The organism is Luteibacter sp., assembly GCF_036499525.1.
Taxonomy (GTDB): Bacteria; Pseudomonadota; Gammaproteobacteria; order Xanthomonadales; family Rhodanobacteraceae; genus Luteibacter.
Genome location: NZ_DASYDO010000013.1, coordinates 1 through 16,701, shown reverse-complemented (window position 1 = coordinate 16,701; position 16,701 = coordinate 1). Strand labels below are relative to the sequence as shown.

At 64.1% G+C, this 16,701-nt stretch carries 17 protein-coding genes; 8 read left to right on the top strand and 9 right to left on the bottom strand.

Annotation, left to right across the window (positions count from 1 at the left end; all coding sequences use genetic code 11):
- Positions 1-47: 47 nt before the first annotated feature.
- From VGM71_RS01785 to VGM71_RS01775, 3 genes are all read left to right on the top strand, one after another.
- Positions 48-1,106 carry an alpha/beta fold hydrolase gene (locus VGM71_RS01785; RefSeq protein ID WP_331542064.1) on the top strand — a complete coding sequence of 353 codons (1,059 nt, stop codon included), beginning with the start codon at positions 48-50 and terminating at the stop codon, positions 1,104-1,106.
- A 207-nt stretch (positions 1,107-1,313) separates the two neighbouring features.
- Positions 1,314-2,789 carry an alpha/beta hydrolase gene (locus VGM71_RS01780; RefSeq protein WP_331542063.1) on the top strand — a complete coding sequence of 492 codons (1,476 nt, stop codon included), beginning with the start codon at positions 1,314-1,316 and terminating at the stop codon, positions 2,787-2,789.
- Positions 2,790-2,826: 37 nt separating this feature from the next.
- The gene (locus tag VGM71_RS01775; RefSeq protein WP_331542062.1) at positions 2,827-3,360 is read left to right on the top strand and encodes a mismatch-specific DNA-glycosylase; all 534 of its coding nucleotides are present in this window, start codon (positions 2,827-2,829) and stop codon (positions 3,358-3,360) included.
- Here the strand turns inward: VGM71_RS01775 and VGM71_RS01770 are convergent.
- Together VGM71_RS01770 and VGM71_RS01765 are read right to left on the bottom strand one after the other, a co-directional pair.
- Positions 3,336-4,556, bottom strand: a complete 1,221-nt coding sequence (locus tag VGM71_RS01770; RefSeq protein ID WP_331542061.1) for a cytochrome c — start codon at positions 4,554-4,556, stop codon at positions 3,336-3,338. The two genes, VGM71_RS01775 and VGM71_RS01770, sit on opposite strands and share 25 nt — an antisense overlap.
- Positions 4,553-5,263 (bottom strand): c-type cytochrome, encoded by a 711-nt coding sequence (locus tag VGM71_RS01765; RefSeq protein ID WP_331542060.1) that lies wholly within the window; start codon positions 5,261-5,263, stop codon positions 4,553-4,555. Before VGM71_RS01765 ends, VGM71_RS01770 begins: the two co-directional genes overlap by 4 nt.
- A gap of 133 nt (positions 5,264-5,396) precedes the next feature.
- On the opposite strand from VGM71_RS01765, the gene VGM71_RS01760 reads away from it, so the two are divergent.
- The gene (locus VGM71_RS01760; protein WP_331542059.1) at positions 5,397-6,983 is read left to right on the top strand and encodes an amidase; all 1,587 of its coding nucleotides are present in this window, start codon (positions 5,397-5,399) and stop codon (positions 6,981-6,983) included.
- Positions 6,984-7,097: 114 nt separating this feature from the next.
- Here the strand turns inward: VGM71_RS01760 and galU are convergent, their stop codons facing one another.
- The 5 genes from galU to VGM71_RS01735 are packed head-to-tail and all read right to left on the bottom strand — an operon-like array spanning position 7,098 to position 12,321.
- Entirely contained in the window at positions 7,098-7,985 is an 888-nt protein-coding gene (gene galU, locus VGM71_RS01755) for a UTP--glucose-1-phosphate uridylyltransferase GalU (RefSeq protein ID WP_331542058.1), read from the bottom strand.
- The gene (locus VGM71_RS01750) at positions 7,982-9,880 is read right to left on the bottom strand and encodes a nucleoside-diphosphate sugar epimerase/dehydratase (protein WP_331542057.1); all 1,899 of its coding nucleotides are present in this window, start codon (positions 9,878-9,880) and stop codon (positions 7,982-7,984) included. Before VGM71_RS01750 ends, galU begins: the two co-directional genes overlap by 4 nt.
- Positions 9,867-10,904 carry a glycosyltransferase family 4 protein gene (locus VGM71_RS01745; RefSeq protein WP_331542056.1) on the bottom strand — a complete coding sequence of 346 codons (1,038 nt, stop codon included), beginning with the start codon at positions 10,902-10,904 and terminating at the stop codon, positions 9,867-9,869. The genes VGM71_RS01750 and VGM71_RS01745 overlap by 14 nt, the downstream gene beginning before the upstream one ends.
- The gene (gene lapB / locus VGM71_RS01740; RefSeq protein ID WP_331542055.1) at positions 10,901-12,073 is read right to left on the bottom strand and encodes a lipopolysaccharide assembly protein LapB; all 1,173 of its coding nucleotides are present in this window, start codon (positions 12,071-12,073) and stop codon (positions 10,901-10,903) included. Before lapB ends, VGM71_RS01745 begins: the two co-directional genes overlap by 4 nt.
- Positions 12,070-12,321, bottom strand: a complete 252-nt coding sequence (locus VGM71_RS01735; RefSeq protein ID WP_331542054.1) for a lipopolysaccharide assembly protein LapA domain-containing protein — start codon at positions 12,319-12,321, stop codon at positions 12,070-12,072. The genes lapB and VGM71_RS01735 overlap by 4 nt, the downstream gene beginning before the upstream one ends.
- Before the next feature lie 337 nt (positions 12,322-12,658).
- Between VGM71_RS01735 and VGM71_RS01730 the strand changes: the two genes are divergently transcribed.
- The 4 genes from VGM71_RS01730 to VGM71_RS01715 are packed head-to-tail and all read left to right on the top strand — an operon-like array spanning position 12,659 to position 14,610.
- Entirely contained in the window at positions 12,659-13,237 is a 579-nt protein-coding gene (locus VGM71_RS01730; protein WP_331542053.1) for a PAAR domain-containing protein, read from the top strand.
- Position 13,238: 1 nt separating this feature from the next.
- Positions 13,239-13,997 carry an N-acetylmuramoyl-L-alanine amidase gene (locus tag VGM71_RS01725; protein WP_331542052.1) on the top strand — a complete coding sequence of 253 codons (759 nt, stop codon included), beginning with the start codon at positions 13,239-13,241 and terminating at the stop codon, positions 13,995-13,997.
- Complete coding sequence (locus tag VGM71_RS01720) at positions 13,994-14,398, top strand: hypothetical protein (protein WP_331542051.1); 405 nt, start codon at positions 13,994-13,996, stop codon at positions 14,396-14,398. Before VGM71_RS01725 ends, VGM71_RS01720 begins: the two co-directional genes overlap by 4 nt.
- A gap of 47 nt (positions 14,399-14,445) precedes the next feature.
- A complete protein-coding gene (locus VGM71_RS01715; protein WP_331542050.1) occupies positions 14,446-14,610 on the top strand; it encodes a hypothetical protein in 165 nt (54 codons plus the stop codon).
- A 291-nt stretch (positions 14,611-14,901) separates the two neighbouring features.
- Here the strand turns inward: VGM71_RS01715 and VGM71_RS01710 are convergent, their stop codons facing one another.
- Positions 14,902-15,204: an integration host factor subunit beta gene (locus VGM71_RS01710; RefSeq protein ID WP_331542049.1), complete on the bottom strand. Its 303-nt coding sequence runs from the start codon at positions 15,202-15,204 to the stop codon at positions 14,902-14,904.
- 83 nt (positions 15,205-15,287) lie between these two features.
- Positions 15,288-16,701, bottom strand: a 1,414-nt coding sequence (gene rpsA / locus VGM71_RS01705; protein WP_331542047.1) for a 30S ribosomal protein S1, incomplete at its 5' end; no start/stop codon positions are given.

Here is a 16,701-nt window from a genome sequence, read left to right as displayed (position 1 = left end):
GCAAAGCCGTCGCCCATGCCTGCAACAAGAACGAGATCGATGACTACATGGGGACCCTGCAGCACGTGCAGGACATGGAACGGGCCCGCCTTTCGCTGGGCGAGCCGTCCCTGAATTTCCTCGGTTATTCCTACGGTGCCTGGACAGGCGCGTTTTACGCGGCGACTTATCCCGAACATGCCGGACGCATGGTGCTCGATTCGCCGGGGAACTTCACGGGCTCGTTCGAGGATCAGCTGGACGATCAGTCGCACGACTTCCAGACTCTATTCACCCAGCGTGCGCTGCTTCCAGCCGTTGCCGATCCCGACTACGGCATCGATGCCGACACCGCCTTGCAACGACTCAGGGAGATGCCTTATCAGGTCCGGAAAGCTTGGGCTTGGGCCATCGGCACGCCGGCAGAACTGGTCGCCGCACTTGCCATGTCCGATTGGTTCCGCGCTGAACCGCATGTCGATCTGAACCATTGGGTACGGCGTATCGTGCAGCACCGCTTCCATGCCAAGGAGGAAGTGAATGACACGATCCGCGACGCAGCACTGGGCCTGGCTTACATCACGCGTGAATCGACCGAACTGGCTGCGGGCATCAACCCATACGTCTATTACGGCCTCGTCTGCGGGGACACGCCCTGGCGCAAGCATCTCGATAGCCTGCGCTCCATGGCCATGAGCCATGCCGTCCTGTATCCCGCGGCTGCGTCCGACCACATCAATACCGGCGCGGTCTGCCATCACTGGCGTTCTTCTGCGCGGTGGCGTCCGCCACTCACGGAACTGGCGAAAGCACCACCGCTTTTGATAATCCAGGCCGAATTCGATCCCGTCGCTTCGCTGAGGTCCACCAACAACGCTTTCGTCGCGTCGCCGGGTGCCTTCATGATCGTGGCCGAGGGGATGTACGGTCATGGCGTCTTCGGGATGTCGCATACCTACTGCGTCGAACGCGGTGTCGGCGTTTACTTTCTTCGAGGCGAAGTGCCGTATGCCCGCTTCTCGAAATGCGAATTCAGGGCACAGACGCCATCCAGAATTCACGGAGCCTCGCAACCAGGCATAAGTGAAGTAAGGGCACGTCTGAAAGAAATCCTGCGGCGCAGCTGACCCATTCCTTTCAGGACAGACTCCATGACACCCCAACGTAGCCGATGGCTGGTTGCCGCCTTCCTTGCTATTGCAGCGTCTACAGCCGTAACCGCAGGGACTGTTCCCATGCACGGAATCCCTCCTATCTCCTGGAAGGCGTGTCCTCCGGATGCTGTCCCGGATGCCATTGTGGCGTACCTGGCAGGCCGCCTCGAATGCGGCACGATGACCGCATTGGCCGAGAATTCGGCACCGTCGACTACGGTGTACGCAGGCACGCTGCCCGTCGGACTGGTACGAGTGAAGGCGGGGCAACCGTCCCGAAAACAAGGCGCAATCTTCTTCAACTTCGGCGGCCCCGGTGCCAATCCGATCGATATCCTTCCGGGCATGGTGTACCTGTGGTCGATGTCGGCGGCCAACGATCCGCTCGATGGCGATACACGACGCCTGTCGGACCAATACGACTTGGTCGCGGTGATTCCGCGAGGCCTGGAAGGCAGCACGCCTGTCCACTGTCCGGGTCTCGATGTGCATGATCCGCGGTTCAACGCAGACGACGATCGGCAATGGGTAAAGATGATCGACGGGAGCAAGCGCGCTTCCGAAGCCTGTAGCGACTGGCGAAGGCAATTCATGGGTACCCAACACCATGTCGGTGACATGGAGCTGGCCCGCAGGGCTTTGGGCGAACCCGTCATGAATTTCCTCGGCTACTCGTATGGAACCTGGGTGGGTGCCGCCTACGCCGCCACGTTCCCACAGTACGCCGGTCGTATCGTGCTCGATTCGTCCATGAATTACAGCGGCACCTTCGAGGATCAACTGAACGCCGGGGCCCCGGAACGCCAGTCGATGTTCCACCGGTTTGCGCTGGCACCCGCCGTATCCGATGCGCGGTATGGCCTGGGCAGCGATGGCGGAGCTGTCCTCGAGCGCATCAGGCAGTTGCCGCCCCGGGCGCTTGCATCCTGGGTGTACGCTGTCAAGTCACCGGAAGATCTTGTGGCCGTGTTGGTCATGGGCGAGTGGCTCCGCCATGAACCGAAGATCGACAGTGCACGACTGCTCGACTTGATCAGAAGCCGTCACTTCAGCCAGACGGAGGAACTGGACACCGCCATCCGCGATAGAGCGATCGACCTCGCGCCGCTCCTCGGTACGGTTCCATCGCATGTGGACGAGGCCGTTTACACCGCTGTTATTTGTGGGGACACACCCTGGCGCAACGATGCCGGTAGCCTGCGGGCGATGGCCCAGAGCCATATGGCTCTGTATCCGGCCGCCGCATCGAACCATATCTCCCTTGGGCTGCTCTGTCGCAACTGGCCGTTTCCTACCCGCTGGAGACCATCGCTGACAGAGCTGGCGAAGGCACCACCGCTTCTGATCGTACAGGCGGAGTTCGATCCGGCCACGCCGCTGGCCCTGGCAAGAAAGGCATTCATTGCTTCTCCCGGGGCCTATATGGTGGTCGCGTTGGGCATGAACGATCATGGCGTGTTCGGGAGTTCGGCCGCGCCCTGCGCCGAACAGGCAGTGAGTCGCTATCTGCTGGCCGGCGAATTACCGAAGAAGCGCTTTTCGGCGTGCCCATTTGAAGCCCGGCCAGCCGGACGGGTCGAGCGAGAAGCACAGGACGGCCGCTCCATCGAAGACGAAGTCAGGGCGCGCATCAGAACCCTTCTCCGGCGCAGCTGACAGCCGATCAAGTCACCGGCCGCGGTAAAGTGCTGCCATGCCCACTCACCTCTCCACGGAAAGCGTCGTGTTGCCCGACGTGCTGCGGCCTGGCCTGCAGCTGGTACTTTGCGGCACCGCAGCCGGCACGAGGTCAGCGCGTGAGGGAGCCTACTACGCTCACCCAGGCAACATGTTCTGGCGGGCGTTGTTTGCCGTGGGACTGACACCGCGGCTGCTCGCGCCCGCGGAGTACCCTCTGCTGCCGACGTTCGGGATCGGGCTGACCGATCTTTCGAAGTTTCACCACGGCAACGATGCCGAATTGCCCATCGATGCCTTCGACGTCGCCGCACTGCGTACCAAGATCGAGCACTACGCACCGGGCGCCCTCGCCTTCACCAGCAAGCACGGTGCCACGGCCGCGCTCGGCAGAGGCATCGCTTACGGCCTGCAGGAAGCGCGGTTCGGCGGTGCGCCGGCCTTTGTGCTGCCCTCGCCCTCCGGCCAGGCGCGAAGGTCCTGGGACCTGCGCACCTGGCAGGCGATGGCTGATCTCGTCGCGGCTCAGTCGCCCGGCGTCGAACGGTAAGCGCGTACATCTCCAGGCGACACTGAAGCCGCCTTGTTCGACCACGCCTGCCGGATGTACGTCACGACAGCTGCCGCGTCCTCGTCGTTGAGCGTCTGCGTGAACGGCGGCATCGAATAAGGCCGTGGATTGTCCTTCGTTACGGGCGCGAAGCCGCCCGACAGGACGATACGGATGGTGTTGATGCCCGTGGGATCCGTGACCGATCCGTTGCCGTCCAGCGGTGGATACGCCTCGCCCTTGCCACGGCCATCGGCGGCATGGCACGCCGCGCACTGCTGCGCGTAGATCTTCTGGCCCTTCAGTGCCATCTCCCGCGCGTCCACCGCCGACTCGCGTTCTGGTGGCGCGTCGCGATCGGGCAATGACTTCAGGTACGTCGCCATCGCCACCAGGTCTGCGTCGTCGAGGTGCTGCGTGCTGCGCATCACTACCTCGGCCATGGGTCCGAACGCTGTTCCTTTGGCCGAGCGGCCCGCTTTCAGCAGCGCGACCAGATCGGCCTCGCTCCAGCCGGCAAGGCCTCCGTTGGTGCCCATCGAGAGGTCGGGCGCGTACCAGTTCTGCACCGGAACGATGCCGCCTGCGAGGAAAGGCTCCTGCACCATCGCCCCGAAACTATTGCGGCGCGCATGGCATTCGTTGCAATGGCCGAGACCCTCCACGAGGTAGGCACCGCGGTTCCAGGCTGCCGAACGCTTCGGATCGGGCTGGTATTCGCCTTCGTCGAAGTAGAGCGCGCGCCATGCGCCCATCAGCGAACGCACGCTGTACGGCCAGCGCAGCGTGTTGGGTGTGCCGGCGCGCTTCACCGCCGGGAGGCTGCGCAGGTAGGCGAAGATCGCGTCCGTGTCCGCGCGCGTAGCCTTCGTATACGAAGTGAACGGAAACGCGGGATACAGCGAGGTGCCATCGTGACCCATGCCGGAATGCATGGCGCGGTAGAAATCATCGGCGGTCCAGTGGCCGAGACCCGTTTCACGATCGGGCGTGAGGTTCGGCGAGGGAATCGCACCGAACGGCGTCGGCACGACGCGGCCACCTGAGAACGGCTCACCGTTACGCGGCGTATGGCAGGCGGCACAGTCGCCGAGCGTGGCGAGATACTTGCCGTGCTGCACATCGTCGGTGGCGCATGCGACCGTGGCGGCGAGGGATAGCGCAAGCCACACGAACAGGCGGGAGGACATCTTCATCCCTCGGCTCCTAGCACGCCGCAACGCAGCGGCGGCTTCACGGCGCCCGGCGGTTCCGCGTGCGCATCGGCAGGAACCGGGCGCTGCGCCAGCCAGGCGGACACGGCGCTGATGTCTGCATCACTCAGCCGGGCGGCGACCGTCGCCATGCAGTCGGGCTCGACGGTGCTGCGGGTATTCGTACGCCACGCACCGAGCTGTGCACTGATGTAATCGTATGGCAGGCCCACCAGACCGGGGATGTCCGGCTGCACGCCCGTCAGGTTCGGACCGTGGCAGGCCATGCAGGCCGGCACGCCGCGCGCCGGATCGCCATGCGTCACCAACTGCTCGCCGCGCGCCATCGCCGCGGGCGTCGTCGTGGGCACGGGATGCCTCGCATATGGCACGTCCTGCCCGGCAAAGTATTCCGCGATCTCCTGCATGTAGGCATCGGTCAACGGCGCGACCATGTATTCCATGATCTCGTAGTGACGCAGGCCGTGCTGGAAGTCCTGCATCTGGCGGTGCAGGTATCCCGCCGGCTTGCCGGCAAGGCGGGGATTGAATCCGTTGTCGCCGCCCTCCCCATGCTCGCCATGGCAACTCGTGCAGGCGGCGATACGCTGGACCAGCGTGTCGGGTACCGCGGGCGAATCGGCGGCCGGTACCGGAATGGCACAGAGCACGGCGGCCGCTACGAGCAGCCGGCGAAGGAGACGACGCATGTGGCACTCCCTGGCGTTACGTTGGCTGGGCCCGGGGCGCACTGCGCCCCGGGCATGGCATCGCCTCAGTATATGCCCCGGGTCATCCGGTTAAGATGGGTGCGACGCTTCGTCCGATCCCAGGGGAACACCGATGCAGCATCGCTCGACCCGGCCTTTGGCCCTCGCCGCCGCCATGGCGTTGTCGTTCCACGTGGCTTCCGCCGCCCAGGCCCGGGACGCCGGCGAAGACGATGCCTTCGCTTCCGTCGCCACGGTGCGTGCTGCCTATGCCTCCGGCGCATTGACGCCTGAGGGCCTCACCCGGCTCTTCCTCGATCGCATCGCGACCATGGATAACGCCGGCCCGACGATCAACTCGGTGCTCGAGGTCAATCCCGACGCGCTGGATATCGCCCGGAAGAGCGGCAAATCGGGGCCCCTCGCCGGCATCCCCATCCTGCTCAAGGACAACATCGACACAGGCGACCGCATGATGACCAGTGCCGGCTCGCTGGCGCTCACGGTGAAGCCCGCGCCGCACGATTCCGAAGTGGCCGCGCGTTTGCGCAAGGCCGGGGCGATCATCCTGGGCAAGACCAACCTGAGCGAGTGGGCGAACATGCGCTCCAACCACGCGACCAGTGGCTGGACGGGGCGCGGCGGCCTTACCGTGAATCCCTACGTGCTCGACCGCAATGCCTGCGGCTCCAGTGCGGGATCGGGTGCCGCCATCGCCGCCGGTCTCGCCACCGCGGCGATCGGCAGCGAGACCGACGGCTCGATCATCTGCCCCGCGTCGATGAACGGCCTCGTCGGCATCAAGCCGACCGTGGGTCTGGTTAGCCGCGCCGGCATCGTGCCCATTTCGCATAGCCAGGACACGGCCGGCCCGATGGCGCGCAGCGTCGCCGATGCCGCGGCGGTGCTCGGCGCCATCGCCGGCAGCGACCCGCGCGATTCCGCCACCGTCGAAGCGGACAAGCACGCCACCGATTACACGAAGTTCCTCGATCCGAACGCGCTGCGCGGCAAGCGTATCGGCGTGGTGCGGGCACTGGCCGGCATCGAGCCGAATGCCGATCGCGCCCTCGAGCACACCATCGTGCTGCTGAGGGCACAGGGCGCGACCGTCGTCGACAACGTGGAGATTCCCCATCTGAAGGAACTGAGCGAACACGAGATCGACGTGTTGCTCTACGAGTTCAAGCACGATATCGCCGCCTACCTCGCTACCCGTCCCGATCAGCCCATGAAGACGCTGGCCGACCTGATCGCGTTCAACGAGCGCGAGGCGGCGAAGGAAATGCCGTGGTTCGGACAGGAACTGTTTCTCGCTGCACAGGCCAAGGGCGGCCTGGACGACCCGAAGTACATCGACATGCGCGACAGGAACAAGCGTCTTGCCGGACCGGAAGGCATCGACGCGGCGCTTGCGAAGGACAAACTCGACGCCCTGCTCGCCCCGAGCTGGGGACCGGCCTTCGTCAACGACATGGTGCTGGGCGACCACGTGGTCAGCGGCGATCCGACGGTCGGTGGCGTGTCTGCGCCAGCGGCCATCGCCGGCTATCCTTCGATCACCCTGCCCGTGGAGTTCGCCCACGAGTTGCCGATAGGCGTAGTGTTCTTCGGTGCGAAATGGAGCGAGCCGACGCTGATCGCCATCGCTTACGGCGTGGAGCAGAAGGCGAAAGGCTTCCGCCGGCCGAAGTTCCTGCCGACGCTGCCGATTCGCTGAGTCCGGAACTGTAGGAGCGCGCCTTGCGCGCGACAGGTTTTCGCCAAGAACTGCAAACTTTGTAGCTTCTCGCGAAAACCTGTCGCGCGCAGGGCGCGCTCCTACAATGGCTTGTCAGGCCGGGATGGCGGCCTTGTTCGCGAACTCCCACACAATCGGTGCGAGCTTCGGATCTTCCAGTGCCATGGCCATCGTCGCGCGCACGAGGCCTGCCTTGTTGCCGCAGTCGAAGCGCGTGCCTTCGAAACGGTAGGCCAGCACCCTACCCTTGTCCTTCAGCAGGTTCTCGATGGCGTCGGTGAGCTGGATCTCTCCGCCCGCGCCTTCCTTCGTGTTCTTGAGGTAGTCGAAGATCTCGGACGGCAGCACGTAGCGGCCCACCACGGCGAGGTTCGAGGGTGCATCCGCCGGCTTGGGCTTTTCCACCATGTGCGTGATGACGCTGGCGCGGTCGCTGAGCCGTTCCTTCGCATCTACGATGCCGTACTTGTCCGTGTCCTTCTCGGGCACTTCCTCGACGGCGATGACGCCTGCCTGGTTGGCGTCGGCCACTTCGGCCATCTGGCGCAGCGCGCCCTTGCCCTTGTTCCAGATCAGGTCGTCCGGAAGCATGACGCCGAAGCGCTCGTTGCCCACCACCGGCGCCGCGCGCAGCACGGCGTCGCCAAGGCCGAGGGCCTCCGGCTGGGTGACGAACACGCAGCGCACGTGGCGCGGGAGGATGCCTCGCAGGATGGAGAGCAACTCGTCCTTGTTCTTCTCGGCGAGTTTTTCCTCGAGCTCGTAAGCCTTGTCGAAGTAGTCGGCGATCGCGTGCTTGTACCGGTTGGTGACGAACACCAGCGTGTCGGCACCCGCATCCACGGCTTCGTCCACCGCATACTGGATCAGCGGACGGTCCAGCACCGGCAGCATTTCCTTGGCCACCACCTTCGTCGCGGGAAGGAATCGCGTACCGAGGCCGGCTACGGGAAATACGACCTTGCGCAGGGGTTGGGTCATGCAATGTCTCCACTTTCGTTACGGCGTAGCGGCAGCACGTTGTCGGTCTGCGGCTCGCTCCAACGGAAGGACGGCAGCAACTGCGACACGCACCGGCGCAGGGTTTCTTCATCAAACGCGGTCACGGCCTCCTGGGCGCGTGCAAGCTGCGTCTGCAGCAGCTCCCAGGACACCTGGCGATGCTGGGCCTGGAATATCTTCGCGTGTGTCGTGCTCGTGTAGTTCTCCAGTGGGTGGAACAGTTCCTCGAACAATTTCTCGCCGGATCGCAGTCCGGTGTACACGATCTGGATGTCCGAGCCAGGCCGCTTGCCCGCCAGGCGAATCATCTGCTCGGCGAGGTCGCGGATCTTCACCGGATCGCCCATGTCGAGCGCGAAGATCTCGCCACCCTTGCCGAGGCTCGCCGCCTGGAGGATCAGCTGGCAGGCCTCGGGAATGGTCATGAAATAGCGCGAGATCTCCGGATGGGTGATCGTCACCGGACCGCCTTGGCGAATCTGCCTGCGGAACAGCGGGACCACCGAACCGGCGGAGTCCAGCACGTTACCGAATCGCACCGTAATGAAACGTGTCGAAGTATGCGCTGCGAGGTTCTGGCACCAGATTTCCGCCATGCGCTTGCAGGCGCCCATCACCGACGTGGGATTCACTGCCTTGTCGGTGGAAATCAGCACGAAGGACTCGGCACCGCAGCGCACCGCCGCGTCCGCCACGATGCGCGTGCCAATCACATTGTTCCGGAAAGCCTCGCGCAGCTGACCCTGCAGCATGGGGACGTGCTTGTACGCCGAGGCGTGGAAGACGATCTGCGGCTGTGTCTCTTCGAACAGGCGGTTGACCGCCGTCGCGTCGCGCGCGTCCGCCAGTACACCGTTGAAGATGAGTTCGGGATACGCCGAAGTCAGTTCCTGGCCGATGCGGTAAAGGTTGTACTCCGACATCTCGACGACCGTGAGCGAACTCGCGCCAAGGCGGGCCACCTGCCGGCACAACTCCGAACCGATCGAACCACCACCGCCGGTGACCAGCACGCGCCGGCCGCTGATATTTTCGCGGATGGCCGTCCAGTCCAGCTCCACCGCGTCGCGGCCGAGCAGGTCCTCGATGGCTACTTCCTTGATCTCGTTGAACTGCGCCCGCCCGGCGACGACGTCCTCGAGACGCGGCACGGTGCGGAACGGCAGGCCGGTGCTCTCGCAGAACGCCACGATCCGGCGCATCTGCGCGGTGGTCGCCCCGGGCACGGCGATGAGCAGCATCTGCACCGCTACGGCCTTGGACAGTTCGGCCAGCTGGTCGACCGTACCGAGTACCGGGATGCCGCTGATCTGCGCGCCGCGCAGCGCGAGGTTGTCGTCGACGAATCCGATGACGCTGTAGCGGCTGTCGCGACGCAGGTCGCGCGACAGCGCCTCGCCGGCGCGGTCCGCGCCGACGATCAGCACCCGCTTGGTAGGCACCGACTGGAACAGGTCGATGCGGCTGTCCTTCCAGAAGCGGTAGCTGAGCCGGGGAAGGCCCAGCAGCACCACGAGGACCACCGGGTAAACCAGCAGGACTGAACGCGGCACACCGTCGAGGCGCGCGTACATGACCATCGCGAGGCCGATGATCAGCGCGCCGATCACGGTGGCACGGATGATGTTCCATAGATCGGGCAGGCTGGCGAAGCGCCATACCCCCTTGTAGAGGCCGGTCCAGTTGAAGACCGCCCCCTGGACCAGCAGCACGATGGGAAATTCCATCGGCAGGTAGGTCACCGGCGCGAGGTCCGGCATCAACGCATAGCGCAACGCCTTGGCGATCCACCACGCCAGCGCGGACATGGCGAGGTCGTGAGCCACGACCGCCGTTCGGGGATGGATGATGCCGATGAACTTACGCAGAAACATGTCGCTCCCTTCGACGCAAGCCGTAACGCTTGCCAAAACGCCAGACCGCCGCCCCCAGCAGGTACACCACCCCGAAGCACGCGGGCGCCGCCGCTGGCGAGCGGAACGCGATCCATGCGACAGGAATACAGACGAGAACGTTCCATGCGAGGTAGCCCGTGGCCACCTTCCTGTGTGACGCCCCCCGTCTCACGAGCCACTGATAAAGGTGTTCGCGGTGCGGAGTGTACCAGCGCGCACCGCGCAGCATTCGCACGAGCAACGTCAAGGTCGCGTCGACAACGAAGGCCGACGAGAAGATCAACGAAGGCCAGAGCAAGTTCGTGCGAAAAGCCCATGACATCGCTGAAATCGCAAAAACCAGGAGCCCAAGCGTTCCGCTGCCCACGTCGCCCATGAAAATCCGGGCGGGCGAGCGGTTGAACCACCAGAAGCCCAGGGCCGCCGCTGCCATGGCAAGCCCCGCCCCGGCGATCGCCGGGCTGCCCGCGGCCCAGGCCAGGGCTGCGGAGGCGACGCCGAAGAACATGGCCTGCTGGGCGGCCAGGGCGTCGATACCATCCATGAAGTTATGCAGGTTGATGCACCACACGCCGGCCAGCAGGAGCGGGATAGCCCAGAGCAGGCTGGCGGTACCGGTGGCGATGGCGACGCACAGGAGAAGCGTGGCGGCCAGCTGGATGAACAGCCGCGGGCGGATCGGCAGCGAGCCGTGGTCGTCCAGCCAGCCGATCGCGGCCACGGCGATGGTCGCCACCGTGAAAGCACCCACCGTCGCCGCGCCCGGCGAGCCAGGGAGGATAAGCAAGCTGGCGGGCATGCCCACCAGGGCGCCGAGAACGATGCCGATGCCTCCCCCACGCGGAGTGGGCATCGTGTGCGACCGGCGATGGCCTGGGGTATCGACCATGCCGCGCCGCTGTGCATAGGCGATCGCCACCCTGACGCTTCCGAAGGAAACGACGAATGCGGCGAGCACGCAACCGATGGCATAGGTGCCGGCGTCGGCGGCGGACGGTGTCATTCGTTCGCGACGCCGTGTATGGGCCGGACCGTGCCCCAGCTCTTGCAGCTGGGGCACTGCCAATGGTGCGCCTTTGCGCCGAAGCCGCAACGGCTGCAGCGGTACATGGCCTGGCCCTCGAGGAGCTTGCGGGTGAGGTCGCGCAGGATCAGGTAGTTCTCGCGCGCCTCGCCCGAGACCTTGTCCATGGTGGCGTCGATCAGCGCCATGAGGCCGCGCACGGAAGGACGCTTGCGCAGCTGGCCGGTAAGGAAGTCGATGGCCGTGCGCTCGCCGTCCCTGCCCTCGTACAGGCGGGTCAGCGCCAGCACGGGCGAGATGCCGTGGTAGCGCTCCATGATCTCGCGCAGGAACGTTTCGGCGCGATCCATCTGCTGCGAGCGCGCGTAGCAATTCAGCAGAGGCGGCAATATCTCGGGAACGAACGCGATGTCCGCGGCGATGGCGGCCTCGTACGACGCGACCGCCTGCTCCAGCTCGCCGTCTTCGGAAGACAGGCGACCGGCGATCATATGCGCGCGAACGCAGTCTTCCTGGCAGGCGAAGGCGTCACGGATATAATCGCGCGCCTCCGTGCGTGCGCCATGCTGGCGTGACTGCTCGGCCAGCTCGCAATAGAACTGGGCGATCATGGCCGACTCGTCTTCGCCGGTCATCGCTTCCAGGCGGCGCGCGTGGTCGATCGCCTTATGCCACTCGCGCTCGTGCTGGTAGATGGCGATGAGATGGCGCAAGGCGGAGGGCGCGAGCGCGTCCATGGCCACGAGGTCGGAGAACAATGTTTCCGCACGGTCCAGGAGGCCGGCGCGCATATAGTCCTCACCCAGCTCGAGCAAGGCCACCGTCTTCATTTCGTCGGACAGGCCCTGTCGCGACACCAGGTGCTGGTGCAGCCGTATGGCCCGGTCCACCTCGCCGCGCTTGCGGAACAGGTTGCCCAGCGCGAGGTGGGTCTCGACCGTGTCGCGGTTGTATTCGGCCAGGCGCAGGAAGACTTCCAGCGCCTTGTCCTGCTCCTCGTTGAGGAGGTAGTTCAGGCCCCGGAAGTAATCGGAGGAAAGCTCGTTGACGCGCTCGCCGGACAGCCGCACGTGGCTTCGACGGGCGAGCCACCAGCCGCAGGCAAAGGCCAGGGGTGGGACGAGCGCCAGCAACCAGATCGGATTCATGCGGCCGTCGCGTTCGCTACCTTGCGTTCGCGCCGGCGCCGCCGCCGATGGGCCAGAGACGTGCCCAGCCAGGCGGTGATGCCTCCGAGGATCCAGCCCGCCAGGACAGCGGAAAGCATGGCCCCGCCCTTGGGCAAGGACAGCTGTGCGAAGCCCAGGTCGAACGACGCCAGGTCGGCGTTCAGCGCGCCGAAAACGATGCCGGCGGCGATGAACAGCAAAAGGAAAATGATGACAATCAAGCGCATCCGGCGACTGTACCCGAATCCTGAATAGCGTGGTGCTTCGCGGTTGGCTTTTCATACAGCTTCGCCGGCAATTTCGCGAGGTGGGTGCTGGCGGGCGGCATCAGGGTTGCCTTTTGCCTGTCGTCTGTGCTTCTCCAGGCGGCCCGGAGGGCTCGCGCCGCTCCCGGATGCCGTTAAAAGGGCCGTCGGAACCGGCGGATTGGCCGGCCCGGATAGCTCCTCCCGCTACCGATGTCATTTTGCCGCACATGACAGGATTTTTCAGAATCCTTCGATAGCCAGCGGACGTCCGCCCACTAACACTTGCACCGGATTACCGACTGGCTGAGGACGATAGATGATTGACGGTATGACGCAGGTCGCCTGCGAAGGCGATACGACCACGGGCGGCGGCCTGGTCCTGCAAGGTACCCCGGGCCTGGTACTCGGCAGCCGGAAGGCCACCTTCAAGGGCGCTCTGGTCCGCTGTGACGTGCACGGCCTCACGCATGTCGCCGATGCGACGATGCCGGTGAGCGTCCACGGCAAGGACATCGCGGGGGATGGGGACTTGCTGGCTTGCGGCCATCGACTGGTCGCCCTGGGGGATAGTCTCTTCGAGGCGTCTTCCAGCAGGAACGATACGACACGAAACGACAGCCCCGTTTTCCGCAGCGACGATCCAGAGTCCTCCCATGGGTTTCCCAGCCGCCCCAGCAACCCTCACTCCTACGCGCACTGGCTGCGACTGACCGATGCGGCCACGGGCAAGCCCATCGTCAACCGGCGCTGCTTCGTCACGATTGGCGATGAGAAAGGCGAGGTCACCTTGGACCTTAACGGCTACATCGTCATTCGCACCGCCGACGAAGCCCTCTGCGACGTCCACGTCACCTTCGACGCCCCCAAGGGCTTCCTCGTTCCACAGGGTTCCTGATATGTCTCTCCCTTATGCCGCGCGTCGCCGGACCCAGATCCGCACAAGCATCGGCCACAGCAAGGACGACGCCACGACCATCCGCGTCGACGACCGCGCCGGCACGCGCGAAGCGATTTTTTACGAGCTCCGACGCAAGGGAAGAACGGTCAGGGAGGCATCCGACTGGCATGGCAAGCCGACACGCCACAGGGAAGATGACTGGAATTACAATGCCATCGCCCTGCACCACGCCGGCAACAGCTTCAGCTGCAAGGAAGCGCCGGTCAAGGCGCTGCATCGCGTGAACGGCATCGACGGCAAGCGATTCGCACAGATGAGCTATCACTATGCTATCGACTGCCACGGCACGATCTATGAGGCACTCGATATTCGACGAAAAGGTTCCCACATCCACGACGACAATACCGGAAGGATTGGCGTCGTCTTGCTTGCGGACCTCAGTACCCATGGAGAGGCGGCGAAGCACGGCCCCGGAGTATGGCAAGTCTTCAGAGAGGAAGGATGGAGGCGTGCATTCAGTGAATGGGCTGGCATCCAGAAAGACCGCTTCGACACAATCCAAGACACGGCGACTGAATCCCAACTCGAGTCATTAAGCCACCTCGTGGACTCGCTGCGACGCGTCTTCCCCATCCGCGCGCTCGGTGGTCATCGCGAATTTGCCCTATCCAGAGATTCGAGCCGGGCATGCCCTGGCGCTCACGGCCTCATCATCGCTCAATTGCTTCGCGCCGAATTCAAGCTGGACGCGCCATGAGGGTGCAATTGAAACGCATTTTAAGACGGACCGGCTTTGTAGCCGCCCTGTTCTTGATCACTTGGTTATTTGTCGGATGTGAGAAGGTTTACGGTGACCATGAAGTTGGAAACTGGCATTGGCCGTTTATCAAGCATGAGCCTTCATTCCAAGTGCATTTCGAAAATCCGGCTGATGTCGGACTGGAAATCCTCCCTCCTGACAAACTCACCAGAGGTGAGCAGTGGAAATTGCCTAAGTTCTGCGAGGTCAGATACGGCGTATCCTCCGTCATAAGTTGCTATGAGGCCATGTGCGAAGAGCGTATGCCGCGCACGGAAGAAGGCTTGAAGAAAAGCCTTGAATGGGATGGCATCTGCTTCCACCGCGATCGCGCCTTCTGGAGGCAGTCGTACGAATGAAGCCCTCATGCATGCAGAAATCGCGTTCTTGGCTAAGTAGCCGGAGGATGAAGACAGTACTTCGCGGCGCTGCCAAGCCCAACGTTATATCCGCTACCTTGCTGGCCATGGCGATCGCCTGCCAATGGTATATCGGCGTTGAGATCACACCGAGTGACTGGCGGCATGGCGCGAAAGAAGCCATGGAACGTGCGAGCACGAAGCCACCATAAGATTAAGGGTGGGAGGCTGTATTCGGTGAATGGGCAGGTTTTCAAAAAAGATCGCTTCGATGTAATCCAGCGCACCCCAGATGCTCTGCTCTCCGACCCACCCGACTCAGTAACCGGAAGGAGCTGTCGGGCGCCACCCTGGGAGCGATTCCGCAGGGAGGCGTAGGCCGGACGAGGACTTAGCGACCAGGGTGGCGCGCGGCGGCTCCCCTGCCCCGGTGCCCGAGCAAAACGCAATGGCAAAGCCGAGCCCGCGACGGGTAGCCTCAAGTATGTAAAAAAAACGCCGCGTCACTGCGCGGCGTCGGTTCCCTCGATAAGGTTCACGCGCTCGCGTAATTCCTTGCCGGGTTTGAAATGCGGTACGTGCTTGCCAGGTAGTGCCACGGCCTCACCGGTCTTGGGGTTGCGCCCCATGCGCGGCGGACGGAAGTGCAGCGCGAAGCTGCCGAAGCCGCGGATCTCGATGCGCTCGCCTGTCGACAAGGCGTGGCTCATCTGTTCCAGCACGCTCTTGACGGCAAGTTCCACGTCGCCGAAGGCAAGGTGGGTCTGGCGCCGGGCGAGCGCTTCGATCAGTTCCGACTTTGTCATGGGTCCCCTGGTGGTTCTTGAAGCTGACGCATTGATCTATCGAACAACAGCGAGGGGCGGGTTCGCCGCCCCTCGCCCGACGGTCAGTCGGCCTTGTTCATCTGTTCCTTGAGGAGCGCGCCGAGCTTGGTCGTGCCACCAGCGGCGGACTGGTAGTCGGCCATGGTGTCGGCCAGATCTTCCTCGTCCTTCGCGCGGATCGACAGCTGGAGCTGACGGCCCTTGCGATCCATGCCGGTGAACTTCGCCTCGACGGAATCGCCGACCTTCAGGTGCTGGGTGGCGTCCTCGACGCGTTCCTTGGCGATGTCGTTCGCGCGGATGTAGCCCTCGACACCTTCGCCGAGGTCGATCAGCGCGCCCTTGGCATCGACTTCCCGGACCGTGCCGGTCAGGACCGTGCCGCGCGGATTCGTGGCCATGAACTGGCCGAACGGATCCTGCTCCATCTGCTTGATGCCGAGGGAGATGCGCTCGCGTTCCGGATCGACGGCCAGGACCACGGCCTCGACTTCGTCGCCCTTCTTGAAGTTGCGGACGAGGTCTTCACCCGAGGCCTGCCACGAGATATCGGACAGGTGGACGAGACCATCGATGCCGCCTTCCAGGCCGATGAAGATGCCGAAGTCGGTGATGGACTTGATCTGGCCGGAGACCTTGTCGCCCTTCTTGTGCATGGCGGCGAAGGCTTCCCACGGGTTCGAGCGGGTCTGCTTGATACCGAGGGAGATACGACGACGCTCTTCGTCCACGTCGAGGACCATGACTTCCGTCTCGTCGCCGACCTGAACCACCTTGGCCGGGTTGACGTTCTTGTTCGTCCAGTCCATTTCGGAGACGTGCACCAGGCCTTCGACGCCCGGTTCGATCTCGACGAAGCAGCCGTAATCGGTGACGTTGGAGACCTTGCCGAACAGGCGGCTGCCGACCGGGTAGCGGCGGGCGATGGCGACCCACGGGTCGTCGCCGAGCTGCTTGAGGCCGAGCGACACGCGGTTGCGCTCGCGGTCGTACTTGAGCACTCGGACGTCCAGCTCGTCGCCGACGTTGACGACTTCGGACGGATGACGCACGCGCTTCCACGCCATGTCGGTGATGTGCAGCAGGCCGTCGATGCCGCCGAGGTCCACGAATGCGCCGTAATCGGTGAGGTTTTTCACCACACCCTTCACGACCGCGCCTTCGGTCAGGCGCTCGAGCAGCTTCTCGCGCTCTTCCGAGAACTCCGTCTCGACGACCGCGCGGCGGCTGACGACGACGTTGTTGCGCTTGCGGTCGAGCTTGATGATCTTGAACTCGAGGTCCTTGCCCTCGAGGTAGACCGGGTCGCGGACCGGACGCACGTCGACCAGGGAGCCCGGCAGGAATGCGCGGACGTCCTTGATGTCGACCGTGAAGCCGCCCTTGACCTTGCCGGAGATCTTGCCGGTGATGGTCTCTTCCTTGTCGAACGCCTGCTCGAGGTCGTCCCACACCATCGAACGCTTGGCCTTCTCA